Origin of the sequence: Prochlorococcus sp. MIT 1327, from assembly GCF_047304785.1 — a bacterium.
GTDB classification, from domain to species: Bacteria; Cyanobacteriota; Cyanobacteriia; order PCC-6307; family Cyanobiaceae; genus Prochlorococcus; species Prochlorococcus marinus_D.
The window spans coordinates 1,792,401-1,806,904 of sequence record NZ_CP138972.1 but is presented as its reverse complement, the minus strand read 5'-3'; the positions used below and the strand labels follow the sequence as shown (position 1 = coordinate 1,806,904).

At 49.4% G+C, this 14,504-nt stretch carries 22 protein-coding genes; 10 read left to right on the top strand and 12 right to left on the bottom strand.

The features are described from left to right. From pstS to SIB80_RS08915, 5 genes are all read right to left on the bottom strand, one after another. A complete protein-coding gene (gene pstS / locus SIB80_RS08935) occupies window positions 1-993 on the bottom strand; it encodes a phosphate ABC transporter substrate-binding protein PstS (RefSeq protein ID WP_063419264.1) in 993 nt (330 codons plus the stop codon). Window positions 994-1,580: 587 nt separating this feature from the next. Continuing rightward, complete coding sequence (locus tag SIB80_RS08930; RefSeq protein WP_011130364.1) at window positions 1,581-1,706, bottom strand: high light inducible protein; 126 nt, start codon at window positions 1,704-1,706, stop codon at window positions 1,581-1,583. An 844-nt stretch (window positions 1,707-2,550) separates the two neighbouring features. Beyond that, window positions 2,551-2,862, bottom strand: coding sequence for a 2TM domain-containing protein (locus SIB80_RS08925; RefSeq protein WP_063395370.1), 312 nt, complete (start codon window positions 2,860-2,862; stop codon window positions 2,551-2,553). Between the two features lie 1,350 nt (window positions 2,863-4,212). Next, window positions 4,213-4,518, bottom strand: coding sequence for a hypothetical protein (locus tag SIB80_RS08920; RefSeq protein ID WP_011130361.1), 306 nt, complete (start codon window positions 4,516-4,518; stop codon window positions 4,213-4,215). Between the two features lie 200 nt (window positions 4,519-4,718). Beyond that, window positions 4,719-4,901, bottom strand: coding sequence for a hypothetical protein (locus SIB80_RS08915; protein WP_063419252.1), 183 nt, complete (start codon window positions 4,899-4,901; stop codon window positions 4,719-4,721). Window positions 4,902-5,172: 271 nt separating this feature from the next. Between SIB80_RS08915 and SIB80_RS08910 the strand changes: the two genes are divergently transcribed. Together SIB80_RS08910 and SIB80_RS08905 are read left to right on the top strand one after the other, a co-directional pair. Further along, window positions 5,173-5,349 (top strand): hypothetical protein, encoded by a 177-nt coding sequence (locus SIB80_RS08910; protein WP_236065969.1) that lies wholly within the window; start codon window positions 5,173-5,175, stop codon window positions 5,347-5,349. Between the two features lie 109 nt (window positions 5,350-5,458). Next, window positions 5,459-5,614, top strand: coding sequence for a hypothetical protein (locus SIB80_RS08905; RefSeq protein WP_162009614.1), 156 nt, complete (start codon window positions 5,459-5,461; stop codon window positions 5,612-5,614). A gap of 118 nt (window positions 5,615-5,732) precedes the next feature. Here SIB80_RS08905 and SIB80_RS08900 read toward each other — a convergent pair whose 3' ends face one another. Beyond that, the gene (locus SIB80_RS08900) at window positions 5,733-6,077 is read right to left on the bottom strand and encodes a hypothetical protein (RefSeq protein WP_063419254.1); all 345 of its coding nucleotides are present in this window, start codon (window positions 6,075-6,077) and stop codon (window positions 5,733-5,735) included. Between the two features lie 137 nt (window positions 6,078-6,214). On the opposite strand from SIB80_RS08900, the gene SIB80_RS08895 reads away from it, so the two are divergent. The 5 genes from SIB80_RS08895 (at window position 6,215) to SIB80_RS08875 (ending at window position 8,655) form a co-directional block, all read left to right on the top strand. Next, window positions 6,215-6,502: a hypothetical protein gene (locus tag SIB80_RS08895; protein WP_063419255.1), complete on the top strand. Its 288-nt coding sequence runs from the start codon at window positions 6,215-6,217 to the stop codon at window positions 6,500-6,502. Window positions 6,503-7,062: 560 nt separating this feature from the next. Next, window positions 7,063-7,206, top strand: a complete 144-nt coding sequence (locus SIB80_RS08890; RefSeq protein WP_169189910.1) for a hypothetical protein — start codon at window positions 7,063-7,065, stop codon at window positions 7,204-7,206. Between the two features lie 324 nt (window positions 7,207-7,530). Then, window positions 7,531-8,022 (top strand): hypothetical protein, encoded by a 492-nt coding sequence (locus tag SIB80_RS08885; protein ID WP_155727991.1) that lies wholly within the window; start codon window positions 7,531-7,533, stop codon window positions 8,020-8,022. 296 nt (window positions 8,023-8,318) lie between these two features. Beyond that, the gene (locus SIB80_RS08880; protein WP_063434712.1) at window positions 8,319-8,501 is read left to right on the top strand and encodes a hypothetical protein; all 183 of its coding nucleotides are present in this window, start codon (window positions 8,319-8,321) and stop codon (window positions 8,499-8,501) included. Between the two features lie 28 nt (window positions 8,502-8,529). Next, window positions 8,530-8,655 (top strand): hypothetical protein, encoded by a 126-nt coding sequence (locus tag SIB80_RS08875; protein WP_231906007.1) that lies wholly within the window; start codon window positions 8,530-8,532, stop codon window positions 8,653-8,655. Window positions 8,656-8,860: 205 nt separating this feature from the next. Here SIB80_RS08875 and SIB80_RS08870 read toward each other — a convergent pair whose 3' ends face one another. Beyond that, complete coding sequence (locus SIB80_RS08870; protein ID WP_255359795.1) at window positions 8,861-8,989, bottom strand: hypothetical protein; 129 nt, start codon at window positions 8,987-8,989, stop codon at window positions 8,861-8,863. 42 nt (window positions 8,990-9,031) lie between these two features. On the opposite strand from SIB80_RS08870, the gene SIB80_RS08865 reads away from it, so the two are divergent. Continuing rightward, the gene (locus SIB80_RS08865) at window positions 9,032-9,223 is read left to right on the top strand and encodes a hypothetical protein (RefSeq protein ID WP_169190007.1); all 192 of its coding nucleotides are present in this window, start codon (window positions 9,032-9,034) and stop codon (window positions 9,221-9,223) included. A gap of 45 nt (window positions 9,224-9,268) precedes the next feature. Beyond that, window positions 9,269-9,523, top strand: a complete 255-nt coding sequence (locus SIB80_RS08860; RefSeq protein WP_011825842.1) for a guanylate-binding protein — start codon at window positions 9,269-9,271, stop codon at window positions 9,521-9,523. A 411-nt stretch (window positions 9,524-9,934) separates the two neighbouring features. Here the strand turns inward: SIB80_RS08860 and SIB80_RS08855 are convergent, their stop codons facing one another. The 5 genes from SIB80_RS08855 to SIB80_RS08835 all read right to left on the bottom strand — a co-directional run bounded on the left by SIB80_RS08855 (window position 9,935) and on the right by SIB80_RS08835 (window position 13,568). Next, complete coding sequence (locus SIB80_RS08855) at window positions 9,935-10,645, bottom strand: hypothetical protein (RefSeq protein ID WP_063395361.1); 711 nt, start codon at window positions 10,643-10,645, stop codon at window positions 9,935-9,937. Continuing rightward, window positions 10,645-11,460 (bottom strand): metallophosphoesterase family protein, encoded by an 816-nt coding sequence (locus SIB80_RS08850; RefSeq protein ID WP_011130339.1) that lies wholly within the window; start codon window positions 11,458-11,460, stop codon window positions 10,645-10,647. The genes SIB80_RS08855 and SIB80_RS08850 overlap by 1 nt, the downstream gene beginning before the upstream one ends. 5 nt (window positions 11,461-11,465) lie before the next feature. Beyond that, window positions 11,466-12,251: a GTP-binding protein gene (locus SIB80_RS08845; RefSeq protein ID WP_041385051.1), complete on the bottom strand. Its 786-nt coding sequence runs from the start codon at window positions 12,249-12,251 to the stop codon at window positions 11,466-11,468. Between the two features lie 719 nt (window positions 12,252-12,970). Then, complete coding sequence (locus tag SIB80_RS08840) at window positions 12,971-13,222, bottom strand: hypothetical protein (RefSeq protein WP_011130342.1); 252 nt, start codon at window positions 13,220-13,222, stop codon at window positions 12,971-12,973. A gap of 121 nt (window positions 13,223-13,343) precedes the next feature. Beyond that, window positions 13,344-13,568 carry a hypothetical protein gene (locus SIB80_RS08835; protein WP_063418792.1) on the bottom strand — a complete coding sequence of 75 codons (225 nt, stop codon included), beginning with the start codon at window positions 13,566-13,568 and terminating at the stop codon, window positions 13,344-13,346. 379 nt (window positions 13,569-13,947) lie between these two features. On the opposite strand from SIB80_RS08835, the gene SIB80_RS08830 reads away from it, so the two are divergent. Then, complete coding sequence (locus SIB80_RS08830) at window positions 13,948-14,238, top strand: guanylate-binding protein (RefSeq protein ID WP_205909838.1); 291 nt, start codon at window positions 13,948-13,950, stop codon at window positions 14,236-14,238. The last annotated feature ends 266 nt before the right edge of the window (window positions 14,239-14,504 follow it).

Genomic DNA, 14,504 nt, shown 5'->3' with positions numbered 1-14,504 from the left:
TCACTTGCTGACCAATCCAACGGCACTACGAGCTTTGTCGAGAATTTTGCCTTGAAGGGGAACGAAGCCCAAACCATCAGCTTGCGCCTGAGCCTCATCACTCAACATGTAGTCAAAGGTTGTTTTAAGAGCATCAAGGTTGCTGCCATTACCAGTTTTGTATGCCAACAACCAGGTGAGAGTGGCAATCGGATAAGCCCCTTTGGCTGTGGGATTTGGATTGGTACCGGCGAGATTGGCGTCTAACTGGATGCCATTGAGGGCAGCAGCTCCTGTATTCACAGTTGGCTTGAGGAACTCGCCAGAGAGATTTTCAAGTGCAGCAGCTTTGACCTTTCCTTTGATGAATGACTGATTCACGTAACCGATCGCGCCAGGTGTATTTGTAATCACACCAGCAACACCTGAATTCCCTTTAGCGCCCACCCCTGTTGGCCATTCCACTGATTTCCCGGTTCCCAGGGTCCATTGTTGAGAAAAGGCCTGCATGGAATTGGTAAAAGCCTTGGTGGTGCCAGAGCCATCAGAGCGATGCACCCAAGTGATCTTGCCTGCAGGGCAATTGAGTTGATCCCAATCAGTGATGCTGCCAAGAGCAACTTCAACCGCTTGCTTTTGGGTCAACTTCAGATCGCAGTCTCGGTTGTAGCCAAAGGCGATGGTGCCTCCCACCATGGGGATTTGCACCAAGCCACGCTGAACCTTGTCAATATCTTCTTGCTTCATCGGATCATCCGATGCCGCGAAGCTCACGGTCTGATCAATGAAGGCTTTACGACCAGATCCAGAGCCAACAGCCTGATAGTTGACTTGTGGCCCCCCAGCCTTGGCGAGATCACTAAACCAACGGGTATAGATCTTTGCAGGGAAAGTGGCACCAGCTCCGCTGAGACGGCCGGATGACCCTGAGGTGCCTGAGGTGCTGCAAGCCGTGATGCCAACACCGAGAGCGACCAGTGAAGAAAGCAGAAAGCCCTTCTTGAGAATGGTCATCATGAGGCTTAGCGCTGTTAGGCGTTCCATAACTAGAGCAGCACGTAAGTGAAACGAGGAACAGTTAGCGATCCATCAAGAAATCTTGATATATCTCATCGGTGGCTAGCGCTTGGTTCGTCAGTACCTTGCCGATCCGCTCGGATGCCTACCAGGAGATGTGTTGAGTTGCTCTGTTGTTACCTCTTCAGCCAGGCCGTAGATCGATGTTGATCAGAAGAGCGTTGAGAACTGAGAGTTGAAAGTAGGCGTTGATTAGTTGCAGTAGAAGGATGCGACGAGGCTGCAGCACGCTTGATTGCTGGCCTCATCAGCCTCTGTTGCTGCTCACGCCAAGGAGGCTTGACGATTGCATCTAAGACGCCATGGAGCTCATGGAGCGATGCACACAAGGCATCAAGGGGTTTTGGAGCGCTGCGCCACCCCAGTGATGATGAGTGCAGGGTTCGATCAATGCTGCACAGCACTTGAGGTGAAAGTAGAAAGGGATTGCACGCCCCAATGCAATAGATGAAGAGCCTTTTGGTTTAAATAATAGGGAGCCACTTGAATATAAAAATAGCTCAAGAAAGCTCCCTATAAGTTCACTAAAAAATACCGGGAATAATTTCTCCTGTTACTACATATGTACCGATGGCCACTAAAAAGCCAAGCATTGCGACTCTTCCGTTCCAAGTCTCTGCCTTGTTGCTCATGAAATCAGCGATCGTCATGGTCTTGCTCAAAATATGTGACTTGATAAATATAAGAAAAACTATAAAAGAATGCTGTATAAAACCTCACAATACAGCCGCAAAAGTTGACTATGCCATGGTTTGAAGACTTACAATCAACTAACCTGTGCTTACAACTACAAAAGATAGACTCTATTGGCTAATGGAAAATATCCTTGCATTGACTTCTATGGCAACCAAAATTTATTGGGATATTACCTGTTTAGTGAGGAAGTGGTCGTCAACCAATTGACTTGCCCAAACGCAGCCATGAAGCAGCACGACAAGCTAAGAATAATGAAGCAGGTCTTAGCTGCTTTCTAGTAAATGTAGGAATAAAAGCTCTATTAAACCAATTGGCTTAGTTTAAGACGGCCGACTTTATAAATTGCCAAATGATTCAAGATAAGACAAACTCGCGGCAAGCATCAATTGAAATCCTTTTCATACATCAACCTTTCATCATGAGCATCATTGCAGACACTTGCTATTGCCTACATCTATTTCATATTGATACTTGAGGCATTGTTTGTCTAACTAAAATCGCAAGGCTACTCAAATACACTTGATCTATAATCAAGTTTTTTAGTTCGAATACCAATCAATAAAACCACTGTTATCCATATTCAATGTTTCGGTCTTTAATAATGCAAAAAATATCATGGGATCTTTTCGAATCTAATATTCTTCTGACTGAATCAAGATTTAGCCTCTGAAATGTCTGGAGATTGATGGTCTCGGTAGCATCTTCTTCGGGTCCGCAAAGGGCGAGCCCTCAGCTGCCTTGATAGGTTCTGCAAGTTTTCTGTCGATCTCCTCCATTACGAAGATGAAGCGCCAAGATTCACGATGCTTCAACAAGTTTCGAAATGTGTTCGTCTTTTAGCAGAGTCGAGGCACCCATACGCTGCCTCGCTTTTGCATGGATAAGCTGCTTCTGTATACGAGAGAGTTTATGTGACTTAGAAAGAAGATAAATACCTCCAGCCAAAATAGACCAAATGGGCCAAAAAAAGGTAATTTTAGTAAACACCCAAACCCAGATAAGCAATTGATTGAAAACAAGGTAAAGCTTGAGCTCATTTTTCAAAGCTCTTTTTCTGCTGAGGAGTTTCAGAGCTTTCTGCCGCAGATCAAAATTTAACATTTCAGTCATGGAAAGTCTTCTCTTCTAACTCTATTTAGGCCAAAAGGCGCTTTTCTGTCTGCATCAATTGATTCACTTTGAACGAATCAAAGCTTAATTTAGTTGACCCTGTCATGCAAAAACTACTCCTGAAAATTTCAGATGGAGATGCTGCTTGCTATCTAACACCATCAACGCCCTAAAGGCTGCCATTTGAAATGGCTGATGAGATCATAAGAAAGAATAAAAGCCTTTGAAAGAATCAAGACACAGCAACCACTATTGCCCGCAAAGGCTTGAGCCGTCTGAGCATCATGAAGGCAAATACATGCATTGTGTGACCAAGCTAGATGATTAAATTCAACAGAGGCCTCTACTGCATAACTGAGGGAATCATGTTACTGCAGGTCTACAGAAGAGAGATCAATAACCTTCAAACATCAATCAGAAAATGATTCATTTAAGGAAAATCGGGAGCCCATTCATTAGAGTTTTATATAAGTTTTAATCTAAGAATGACTCCCAGTTAATCGCTCCCCATCAATTGGAGAATCGCCAGACTAAAAAACACCTGGGATAATGTCTCCCGTTGCAAGGTACGTAACCATAAGAGCCAACATACCAACCATTGCAATCCTGCCATTCAATGATTCTGCCTTATTGGTCATGCAATCATTAATGGTCTCTTTTAAGAAATCACTGATGGGCATGAACTTGCTCCATATAGATGACTTTCAAAACATACACATAGAGATTCATCAAGGCTGTATTAGAAATTACAGGGAAACTACCTGGAAGGGTTGATGTCTTGGCCTCAAGATATTGAGCCATCAAAGATGTATTTACCGTTACCAAAGGTCAGGTTTTTCTTGATTGAATTCACAAGACTCATCTGAATTTAAATCGCAATCGCAAGCTTATTGGGTGTTCAAAAAAACAGGCTTCCATACACAGCTCTACCCGCAGCCATCAGATCTAGGCTGCTCTCCATTGACCTTTGCTTCAGCGTTCAGGCGCACACCGACCTGACACGAATTTTTTGGCTGGCTCAGCTGCTGGAAGGGCAAGGAGCCTTCCTGGAATCGTTTTGGTCTGCGCTATGTCGAAGACATCGCCACACGTACGTCTCCGAGCTACTCAGTCATCGGTGTTGATCGTGCGGGCAATCAATGGCATGACGTCAAAACAGACTTCAGCTACCGGCTGCCAAAAGAAGAACGGCGCTGGTGGCATTCACAGGTAATGCCTGTAGGCGAGGGTTATCCGGCCTATCCGTCGAGATGAAAATGGCCGGTGCGGATAAGGCAAAAAAAAGCCCCCGAAGGGGCGGTTGACCGTCAACGATTTGGCATGGCGTTCTATAGGGCGTCCACCATGGCCTCAAGTTTCCGCACGCCCGCTCTGGAGAAAAGCCTCGTCTGCATCGATCATCGCTTCCGCATCGTCGTGGAACCAGCATCCATACATCAAGTTGAGCACCCGATCCACATCAAGATCGCGATCGCTCACGTCCTGCCATAACCTCTGCGTCAGCTCAGCATCAGCAAGTTGAAACTGAGCGTTGGCCAAATTCCTTGCAGATGAGAAGTAAATTTCACGTTCACGTGCCGCAGGCGACGTATAAGTGAGAGGTTTGGTTTGGATCGCTTGCGAAAAAACCACCGTTGTCAAAACAGCTGGTTCCATCTTGAGTATCGATGAATACAAGTACAACCAGCATTAACGTTTGTTCAAGATGAACAGCAGGTTCTATCCAGGCCTCGCCTGGGCTTAGCCCCTCAGGCTTAAAGATCCTTCTCGATGATCATTGGTTTACTTGGCTTATACGTCTAGACGAAGCTGGTCTACGCGTATCAGGGCAAAAAAGCCCCCTGAGGGGCGGTTGATCAGTTGCATCTCGTGGCTGCGGTGTAGCTATTGGTGAGAATGATCATGCCTGCCTCTGCTCCGTTTGCCAGGAGGTCTTCTACAGCCCAAAAACCGCCAGCGGCCAAGAGTGAACCAGCGATAGAAACAGTAACAACGCTGCGAAGTCCGTTCAGGTAGGTGAAACGAGGAAAAGTTAGCAATCCATCAAGAAAACTTGATATATCGCATCGGTGGCTAGCGCTTGGTTCGTCAGTCCCTTGCCGATCCGCTCGGATGTCTGTCAGGAGATGTGTTGAGTTGCTCTGTTGTTACCTCTTCAGCCAGGCCGTAGATCGATGTTGATCAGAAGAGCGTTGAGAACTGAGAGTTGAAAGTAGGCGTTGATCAGTTGCAGTAGAAGGAAGCCTCGAGGCTTCAGCACACTTGATTGATGGTTTCATCAGCCTCTGTTGCTGCTCAAGGCAAGCAGACTTGACGATTGCATCGAAGGCGCCATGGAGCTCATGGAGCGATGTAATGCAAACAAAGCATCAAGGAGTTTTGGAGCGCTGCGCCACCCCAGTGGTGATGAGTGCACCGATCGATCAATGCTGCACAACACTTGAGGTGAAAGTAGAAAGGGACGACACGCCCAAATGCCATAGATGAGTGGCAAAGCTCTTTTTCTGGCAATCTCCCTGCTACTGGCTGGTGTCGCTCTATGTGAACCTTTGATCGTCAGATTTCTCCAACCAGGTTGAGTTTTGATCAATCCTTCATGCTTTCAAGTGGTGCATCGATGAACGGCAAAGTTGTGGTTCTGGCCATCGTCCTATCCCTTGTGGGGATCGCTGTTTATGAATTTGTGCTGGTTGGCGGGGTCAGCTTGGAAGGGATCGCCAGGTTTGCCAATGGGGACCTTGGCCCGACTTGAGCACGCATGATTCCTAAACGGTGCAATCCTTTGGGCTGCCCTTCTTTGCCTCATTTTCAATTGGTGCAGAGCGAAAGCCTTGCCCAGTTGTTGGGTTGAGATGGCCAGGCCAGCATTCTCAGCGCAAGGGTGGCAGGTTCTTGCAAAACTCGATTAGCACAGCACTTGCGCAGAAAGTAGAAAGGGAAGTGCCTGTCTCCACGACATCGATGAACGGCAAACTACTGGTCAGCGGAATCGTCTTGATCTTGTTGGCGATAGCTGTGTATGAATCCCTGCTCTTTAGAACCCTCCAACCTGCTTGAGTTGGGATGAGCTCTGACTGACAAGATCCCTTGCCTAGTTGATCGGCTCTCATGGCAAGAGGTGTACACAAGCAGCGACGCGCACGACTGAGCAGAAGTGGTTCTAGAACCGCATCGCCGCAGAGCAGAGGAACAACAGCTGCAGTTAAACCAGGCACAAGTCAAGGTGTTCTGGGTGACGTTGGCAGACAGCAAGTATCTGCCTATCGAGTTTTATTCGCGGAAACCGTACCCACTGCCTCCTGGATGGCCCTTTAAATGCAGCCCGATAAGGAACGATTTTTCTCTCCCTCCAATGACCTCCTTAGATAACCGCATTGCTGACTATCAGGACAAAGGCGAGCTCCTCGACAGTTATTTCGCTTCCTCCAGTGCCTCTGTAAAACCCACCTTCTATGCAATGAGTGATGGTGAGTACAAGGCTCATTACGACGCTCAGAAGGCTGCACGTGTTGCAGACCTCGAGCAAACCAAGGCTGCATACCTCAGCGCCCTTGAACGTCTTGAAATTCAGATCGCAAGGTTGACTCTTGAGGGAGCTCTGTCAGACAAGGCTAAGGAGCTAGCCCGTACTGCGAGCTAACCCCACCTCACAAGAGAACGCCAAGACCCTTGCTGTGAATGCAAAGCAACCAAGGGTCTTTTTTATATGCTGGCAAACCCACTGGTATGACTTGATGCTGTCCACCAACTAAGGCATCAGAACATTCGCTGACGGGCGATATCGGTCTTGGTTCTTGTTTGTGGGTCGCGCAGCGTGTGTTGCTGGAGTGATCTTTTTTTTCTGTAGTGGTGTACTGCTTAAGTGGCCTGAACTGCCATCTTGGCGAGGTTGTCTGAACGATCCATGGCGTCCAATCCCTTTAAGACCAGGGTTTAGCGGCTTCAGTCAGGATGGATGCTTCGCAAATGTTGGATTTTGTTTGTTCTTTGATTGACAATCTCGCAGCTGCTATGAACCACACGCTTGAGGTGTGCTGAGGTGGTTCTGTCGTTATTACACCGCCTGTAAAAGTAAGTCTTTTTGCTTAATTGATCGTTGGCGCCGTTCACTGCCATTGACCTGATCAGCAACGATCAACCTGGCCCTATTGGCGATTGGCTGAGTTGTTGCTATGAACTAAAAGTCTTGCTGTAAATGACATGGGTATCAGCTTTTGGGGTAGTTGCTATGAACTGACCCCCACTTTGGTCTCGACCCTTGTACTTCTCACCGGCATCAGCTGCGTCCTTGCCTTTTTCGGACTGCGCGGTCTTGCAGTCGCCAAACCTCATCGAGCTCTGTGAGAACCACAAGGTTTGTCCCTGGCCCTAATGGGCCTTTTTTATTGTCTTGCCTGCTTGCGCATCACATCAACATCTAGGTGATCTCTTTGATGTGGCATGCATGAGCCAATCAGTGGCGATGGTCGCAGGGGGCTCAATTCAAGTTGTTGCTGATCAGCATGCTTGCACTGGCATGGGGCATGCCTAAGACCGGCGCATTGTCTCTTTTTTCTGGTCCGGGTTCTTAGCGCTGAATTCAAGCGGCCCTGCTTACTCGTCATCGCGACGGTTTTTCATGCAGTGGTCAGATCGTCATGGTGGCTGGGTGCTTTGCCTTGGTCATCGATGAGCAGTTCATCCTCAGCCTTGTTGCTGCCATGGGCAAATCGATTGTTTTGGCTACAACTGAGACAGAAATACCCCCAACTGATGCGCAGATTCCTGGTCGCGGCTGTGTTTTTGTTCACCACTCTTTCGCCAGCTGCATGGGCGGAAAAGCCATCGGTACTTCTGAACACGCTTCCCAAGGAGGTGAGAGGGAAGTTGGCTCCTCTATTTATGGCAAATGCGATTGGTCAAACTGGGCTCAATGGTCAGCTCAATGGCACAGCTGAAACACTCTTTCCAATTGTCAAAAGTGCTCTGACAAAGGCAGGTTATAGCGAGCAACCAATCCGAACCACGATTGGACCCTGGGGGTTTTCCGCGACCTGGGCACCACCCATTGGCGTGTCAGTTGATGGAACAGCAAGCCAAAAGACAGCAGTTTTGGTGACGCAAGCTACTGCCCTAGGGCCTGAAAGGGTGAACCTAAATGTTCGATTTGATGGCCTCTGAAGAGTTGACCTGCTGGTGAATTCAGTCAGTCCATATCGCTAACCAGCTTGTCTTTATCCAGTTGAAATGGAATAGTCACTGCATCTTGACACAAGTGTTTTTGGATTTTGATGAGGCGAATCGTCCAATGCCAACGGAGTTGTTGTTGCCTTGGAGAAACCCTTTTTTTATCCTTCTAAGACTTGAATGAATGACTATCCGTTTGATCTGGATAAAAAAAGCTGCTAACTCCAAAGCTTTCATTCAACAAGGCGCTGTGATCTAGTAGAGCATTGGTACTGATTGTTATTGATTCAATGATGGACCGTCGCCACTGGTCTCTAGTGGCAGTGGCTGCATTACTGATTGGTGTTTTGTCTCTTCTTTTCGTTGAGATCGATTTGGGCATGGAAGAAGCCATCCCACAAAACCCAGAGGAACAGCAAATCCCTGACCCGCCAGAGACGTACGGCGAAGGCAAGATCTTGATGGGCGACTGACAAGAGCGATCTCGACCGCCCCATCGAAGTGATCAAAGGTCGCCAGAGGAAGGAAGAGCTCGCCTTACTGAAAACCAGATCGATGGATCCCGATGTGGATGACACAAGGGAGCGATGGAAAAGACTGCAAAAAGTGGGCTGGAGGGCCAAGTGAGCCGTGTGGTGAGGGTCGTTTCAACTCTTCTGCTCGTAGACCAGTGGTGGAAAGTTAGGCCCTTGGTTTTTGTGCGAGAAGTTCTTTCAAAATCTCCTTTTGCTTGGCGGCAGCGAGCCTGTAGCCCCTTTCGAGATCTGTTTCTGTGGGTTCCTCCTTGGGAGCATCTTTTTTGTTTCGACGACCGAACATCCCAGTTATGGACTTACTGAGCATTGAGGAGCTGGAAGGCTTGCTCAGCTGATGGTCTCACATGGCCAGCGATGGCAAGAACAGGTGCAAACGTGCGCAGCGTGAGAAGAAATAGCTCGAGAACCTTATTGCTGAATTTCAAGACAACGGCGAGCTATAGGAGCCAAGCGCGGAGCAGTTCTAGGTGCTCGAGGAGTTCATCGCAGAGAAGCCTCCAGGCTTGAATCTTGCTCAAGCCATGCAACTCTTGTATTGCCTTGACGATGCACCTATTGATCGATGGATTTTGAGTCGCGAAAACCGTACCTGTGACGTTCACGATGGGATGTCTATCGCCGACCGGCCCTGGTTCTCACGACCCTTTTGGTTCGGTTGAACATTCTGGTGGAGTCAAACTGTAGGGGTCTTGAAGAGAACAATCATGTATTCACTATTCGATTCCGTCTTTGACGTTCCATTCGGCTACAGCATTCCTCGTGATCGCGTTGTTGTGATTCCTGATTCGCAGTACAACAAGCTGCGTGCCCAAGAAAATGAGCGTCAAGTTGCCAAACTTGAAGCTCGCAAAGAGCATCACTCTCAGGTGATTGAGCGCCTCAATGAGCAGATCGGTGAACTCCAAGCGGCCCTGCCAGCAGCTGAGCCAGACAAAGAGTTAGCGGCCACAAAAGAGTGATCGCTAACGGCAGCTGGAGTGGGACCCCTCTGCCGTCGTTTGCTGGGATACAACAGCACGTTCTACGGGGCCTGCGGGCCCCTTTTTCTTGTCTGAGCTGGCAGTTGCTGGCAAGTGACAGTTAGGGGTTATTGGATAGGAGTGAAGATTGGGGGCGTGGTTAACAAGGCAATGCCTACCTGCCCTCCTCCGCTCATAGCTCCAGGTTTTTTTATTGTGGCTTCAGCAGACAAGGAATGCTTAGGGAAAGGAGCCAATGATTGCTTCAAAGGGGAACTGCTTGAGCGTTTAAAAGCTTTCGCTTTTCTAAGCATTGGATCGTAAGAGAGTGTTAAACCCCATTGCCATCAAGGGTTTAGGCGCTCCTGTCTTTCACTGAACTTTTAACTTGTCCTGTTGGGCAGGGTTAGTTCAAGCAAAACCGCGATGCTTGGATGGCGTTTGACTTCCGGCAGTGAGGAAGTCGATTTGATCGCTGCCTGGGTCGTACAGGGTGTAATGAGGGCCAGCTCCGATGCCGATCACGCTCCGTTTGGGAACCGTCTGTTGATGTTGCTGTTGACCCTCCAAATCCTTGACTTGTGAGTCGATACCTCCACCTGTTAACTCAAGACGAAATTGCTTAGTACTGCGTGCAGTGAACAGTCTGTTCACATCGAGTCGTGTGAGGCGATCAAGGAGCACTAACGGTGAGCTCTCTGGCGTCAGGTTGTCGCCAACGTCCGCCGAGCTGCCATGGATGAGGCCACAATCCAGTTCAATGAAGCCGAATTGAAGAGAGGCCAGCCAGTTCAAGTGAGCAGAATCAACAGCATTGACAAGTGCATGCACAGCATCTTCTCCTTGGTTGAGACGTAGTGCTTCGGCATTTCGATCACCACGAAACCCGCGCTCTGCAAGCAATTGTTCTTCCCACCACCCATAGATGCATTGGGGTTTTAATTCATTGCGATGAGGGTTTTGCAGACGGTTCAACAGTGCGTTGCAGTTGCGATCAGGACCAATCAGATCTCCCAAGACAAAGAGGGTCTCTACCCCACGGGTTTTCTTTAAGTCTCGCTGGATGAGGTTATAAACCTCCAAATCTCCGCGGAGACCGCTTACGAGTGCCCAGCGATCCATCAGCGTTCACACACGTGGCTTGCGTCTTCTGCTTGTTCGGCATATTCGAAGCCATGGCTCAAGCGCCAGGCGAACACTGGAGGTAGCCCCGCTTCAACAATGGCTTGACAGGTTCGCCCAACGTCATAGCTCACCTCTTTGATCTCAACCTCATCAGTGGCATCGTTGTGAATCACATAGGTGGCGCTGGTACTGCCGTGACGTGGCTCGCCCACAGAGCCAGCATTGACGATTCGACGCATTGGCAAATTGAGCTCGTGTTCCCCTGCGCTGTGGCTGCCGGCGTTTTGCAGGCGCACATGAATTGATCCATTCCGCAGTTCACGCACATAAGGCTGATGAGTGTGTCCACAGAAAAGGGTCTCGGCTCCTGCCGTTTCCACCCTTTCGAGTGCTGCAAAGGCATCCATATTTGGCAGCAGATATTCGTGTTGGCTATTGGGGCTGCCGTGCACAAACAGGAGCCGATCTCGACGTAACGATGTCGGCAGACTGGCCAGAAAGGCCTTGTTCTCATCAGTCATCCGCTCGGCTGTCCACTGATGGGCCAGGTGTCCGCGCCGTTCAGCCAGCTGAGATGGGTAACTGCACTCGCATGCATTCAGTCCATCGATGATGTCCTCGTCCCAGCAGCCCTGACAAGTGGGTATGGCACGTTCTCGCACCAGCTCCACAACTTCGTTGGGTTGGGGGCCGTAGCCCACTAAATCGCCAAGGCAGGTGATCGTCTCGATCCCTTGTTGATCAATGTCATCCAGCACCGCCTCGAATGCAGCGAGGTTGGCGTGCAGACACGAAATCACAGCATGAGCCATAACAATCAGCGTGAGTGAGTGAGTTCTGGTTGCCGATCTCGCAGAGGTGCCTGATGCATCTCCAATACGGCATCGTTAAGCAGGCAGTCGTCGATCGTCGACTGAGCGCCGACTGCATCGAGCGCTTTGCCTTGAACCACCAATTCAGACACTCGAGTGGGGCGGCCATTTGGTGGTGCAACTGCTTGCAGGGGCAGGAACTGTGAACCGTCCTGAGTCATCATCCAGTTGCAGAAAAATGCACGACCATCAGGCAGATTCATTAATGCCTTGGCTCGGTAAACATCGCCATAGGCACCGTTCACAAGTTCGAACCAGAAGCTGTTGAGGCTGCTGGGGTCCCAGACATATTTGTGAAGGCTGATGGTCCAGGATTCGAGCTTGCTGAATTCCAGGGTGTCTCGCTTCGGCAATTCAGGCTCTTGGCCGAAGTGGAGATGGCGATCAGGGAGCAGCTGAAATGCTTCGAGCTGAGCTTTGACGCGAGGATCGATCCCGATCAGACCACTCTCCTTGGGAGGGCGGAACTGGGGAACTTCGATCAATGCCAGCAAGTCGTCCGGTTGGGATGCAAGGTCTAGATGCGGATCAGTGAGGTCTCTCAGTTGAGGAATCTGATCTTGGAGAAAGGCAAGATCTATTCCTGTGTCGGGGGCCTGTTCAAGGCCTTCATCGGCGCAACCCTCAAGTCGCAGGTATCCGCAAGAGCCTGGGTGGCTCTGCATCGTGTTGAGGATCCAGGTTGTTTTGCCGCAGCCGGGAGGCCCCGAAATCAGCCAAGTTTTGCTCATGGTTGTAACAACAAGGCTGTTGGCCGAATCAGTGGAATTCGCATGGTCATCATTTGGGGTTGGTCCAACCCGCCGCCCTGAAAGGCCCCTGAGTCTCCAGCCGTGGCCTCGGCCGATAGGCGGAGAACCAAGACCAGGAATGGGAATGGGAATCATTCTCATCATGACTGGTTTGATTCCCTCCTGTCCACCCCCATCAAGAGATTGATTCGTTGGCGCAATAGGGGTGAGGGCAAAATCCATTAGTAGAGGTCCATGTGCTTGCCTCATCGCTGTATGGACCTTCGCCATTGGTCTCTACTGGCAGTGGCTGCATGACTGATTGGCGTTTTGTCTCTTCTTTTCGTGCAGATCGATTTAGGGATGGAAGAAGCCATCCCACAAAACCCAGAGGAACAGCCCATTCCTGACCCGCCAGAGACGTATGGCGAAGGCAAGATCTTGATGGGCGACTGACAATGATGCGTGAGATGAGGCGCGACGCGCCGTATTTGTTGCCTGACCCCAAGGGCTAGTGGTTTCTGCAATTCATGGATTGCGCTGGCCCTAGCGATCTCGATCGCGATATCGAGTTGTCCAAGGCCGCTCGATGAAGGCTGAGCCTGCCTTACTGAAAACCAAGACGATCAATCCTCACGTGGCTGATGCACTTGAGCTATGGAGATAGCGCAAGAAAGATCTGTAGCAGGAGTTCTACCCCTCCTCAGGGTTAAGGCGTCTTAGTCCTCCGTTCGTGAAGCGCTATCAGCGAAGGTTTTTTCCAATCGCTCTTTGATTGCGTCGTTTGGTGCGATCTTGCGCCGCGAGCTGCCCTTCTGTTGAGAACTGAAGTTAAAGAGCCCTCCTGCTTTTCTCACTTCGCTGGCCCGATCAGGGCCTTTCCTGATCGTCAGTCTGAACAACCACCAAAAACCAAGGCCAAATAAGACAAGCAAAGAGAGAAGAAGTGCTAAAGCAGCGTTCGTCTCCATAGCAGGTCAAAGGGGTATTGAAACTTAGACCACCTGTTGTACACCGGCAGCCTTGCACACATCTGATCTGCGTAAATCGAAAGACCGGTGGAGTGTGCACCACCGAGGTGTTCGAGGGCCTTTAAGGGCTTTTAGAGAAGGTTTCCTCTAACTGTTTTCTGATTTTGTAGCTCTGGATGCTGTCTTTTGGTTTGACCTCTTGTTGAGACCTGAAGTCAAAAAGACCTGTCTTTCCCCATCCTTTGGCCCCACCACGGCCATTTCTCATTGTCATTCCTACCCACCAAAACTGAAGGCCAAGGAAGACAAGCAAACAGATCCCAAGAGCGATATAGCCAGCATTCATCTCAACTCAGAGCGTGTTGCATAAGAGAAGCCTTGCACACATCTGATGGGCTTACATGACCAGATAGAGCAAGAACAATAAAAGTTGCTCCCAATCTGAGAAGAATTGGATCGGGCCTCTTATTGCTGAAGATCAGATCAACGGCGAAACCAGCGATCCAAGCGAGTAGCGGTTCTATGTCATCAACAAGATCACAGGAGAGAAGCGTTTGCTTTGAAACCTTGCGCAAGCAAAGAAGCTCTGGGGTTCCCTCAAAGATGCGATGGATTGATCGATGGATTTTGATTCGCAAAAACCGTACACGAGCCGTTCAGGTGGTGATGTCTAGCGCCGACCGGCCCTGGTTCTTACGACCTTTTTGGTTCGGTCGGAAATTTTGATGGCGTCATGCTGTAGGGGTCTTGAACTGAACGACATGTATTCACGATTCGACGAAGTCTTCAATGCTCCCTTTGGCTACACCATTCCTCGTGATCGCGTTGTTGTGATCCCTGATTCTGCGTACAAGGCTGCTCAGGATCGTCAAAACGCACAGCGCGTTGCTCGTCTTGAAGCACGCAGAGCAGAGCATCTTTCAGTTGTTGATCAGCTCGAGAAGCAGATTGCCGAATTGCAGCCTTTTCAGCAAGAACCAGTGCCAAACAAAGGGTTGGCGGCAGCTGAAACCTGACCGCTAGCACCTATGGGTGTGGGAGAGAAAAGACCTCCTGGTTCCTCGGGGGTCTTTTGTTCCTAAGGCAATCTTTAACTGCAGCGTGATGGTGCACACCTCCACAAGATCAACACCATGGCTTTAAGAGGTGAGTTGCTAAGCAACAAGGGAAAAGTCAGCTTGGATTAATTCAAAATGAATCAGCAGATTTTTCTGACCAAATGGCTCAGTAAACGAGGTGAAATGAGTCAGTCTTCAGCTTGCTCTCTTCTCCCAAGCCGATT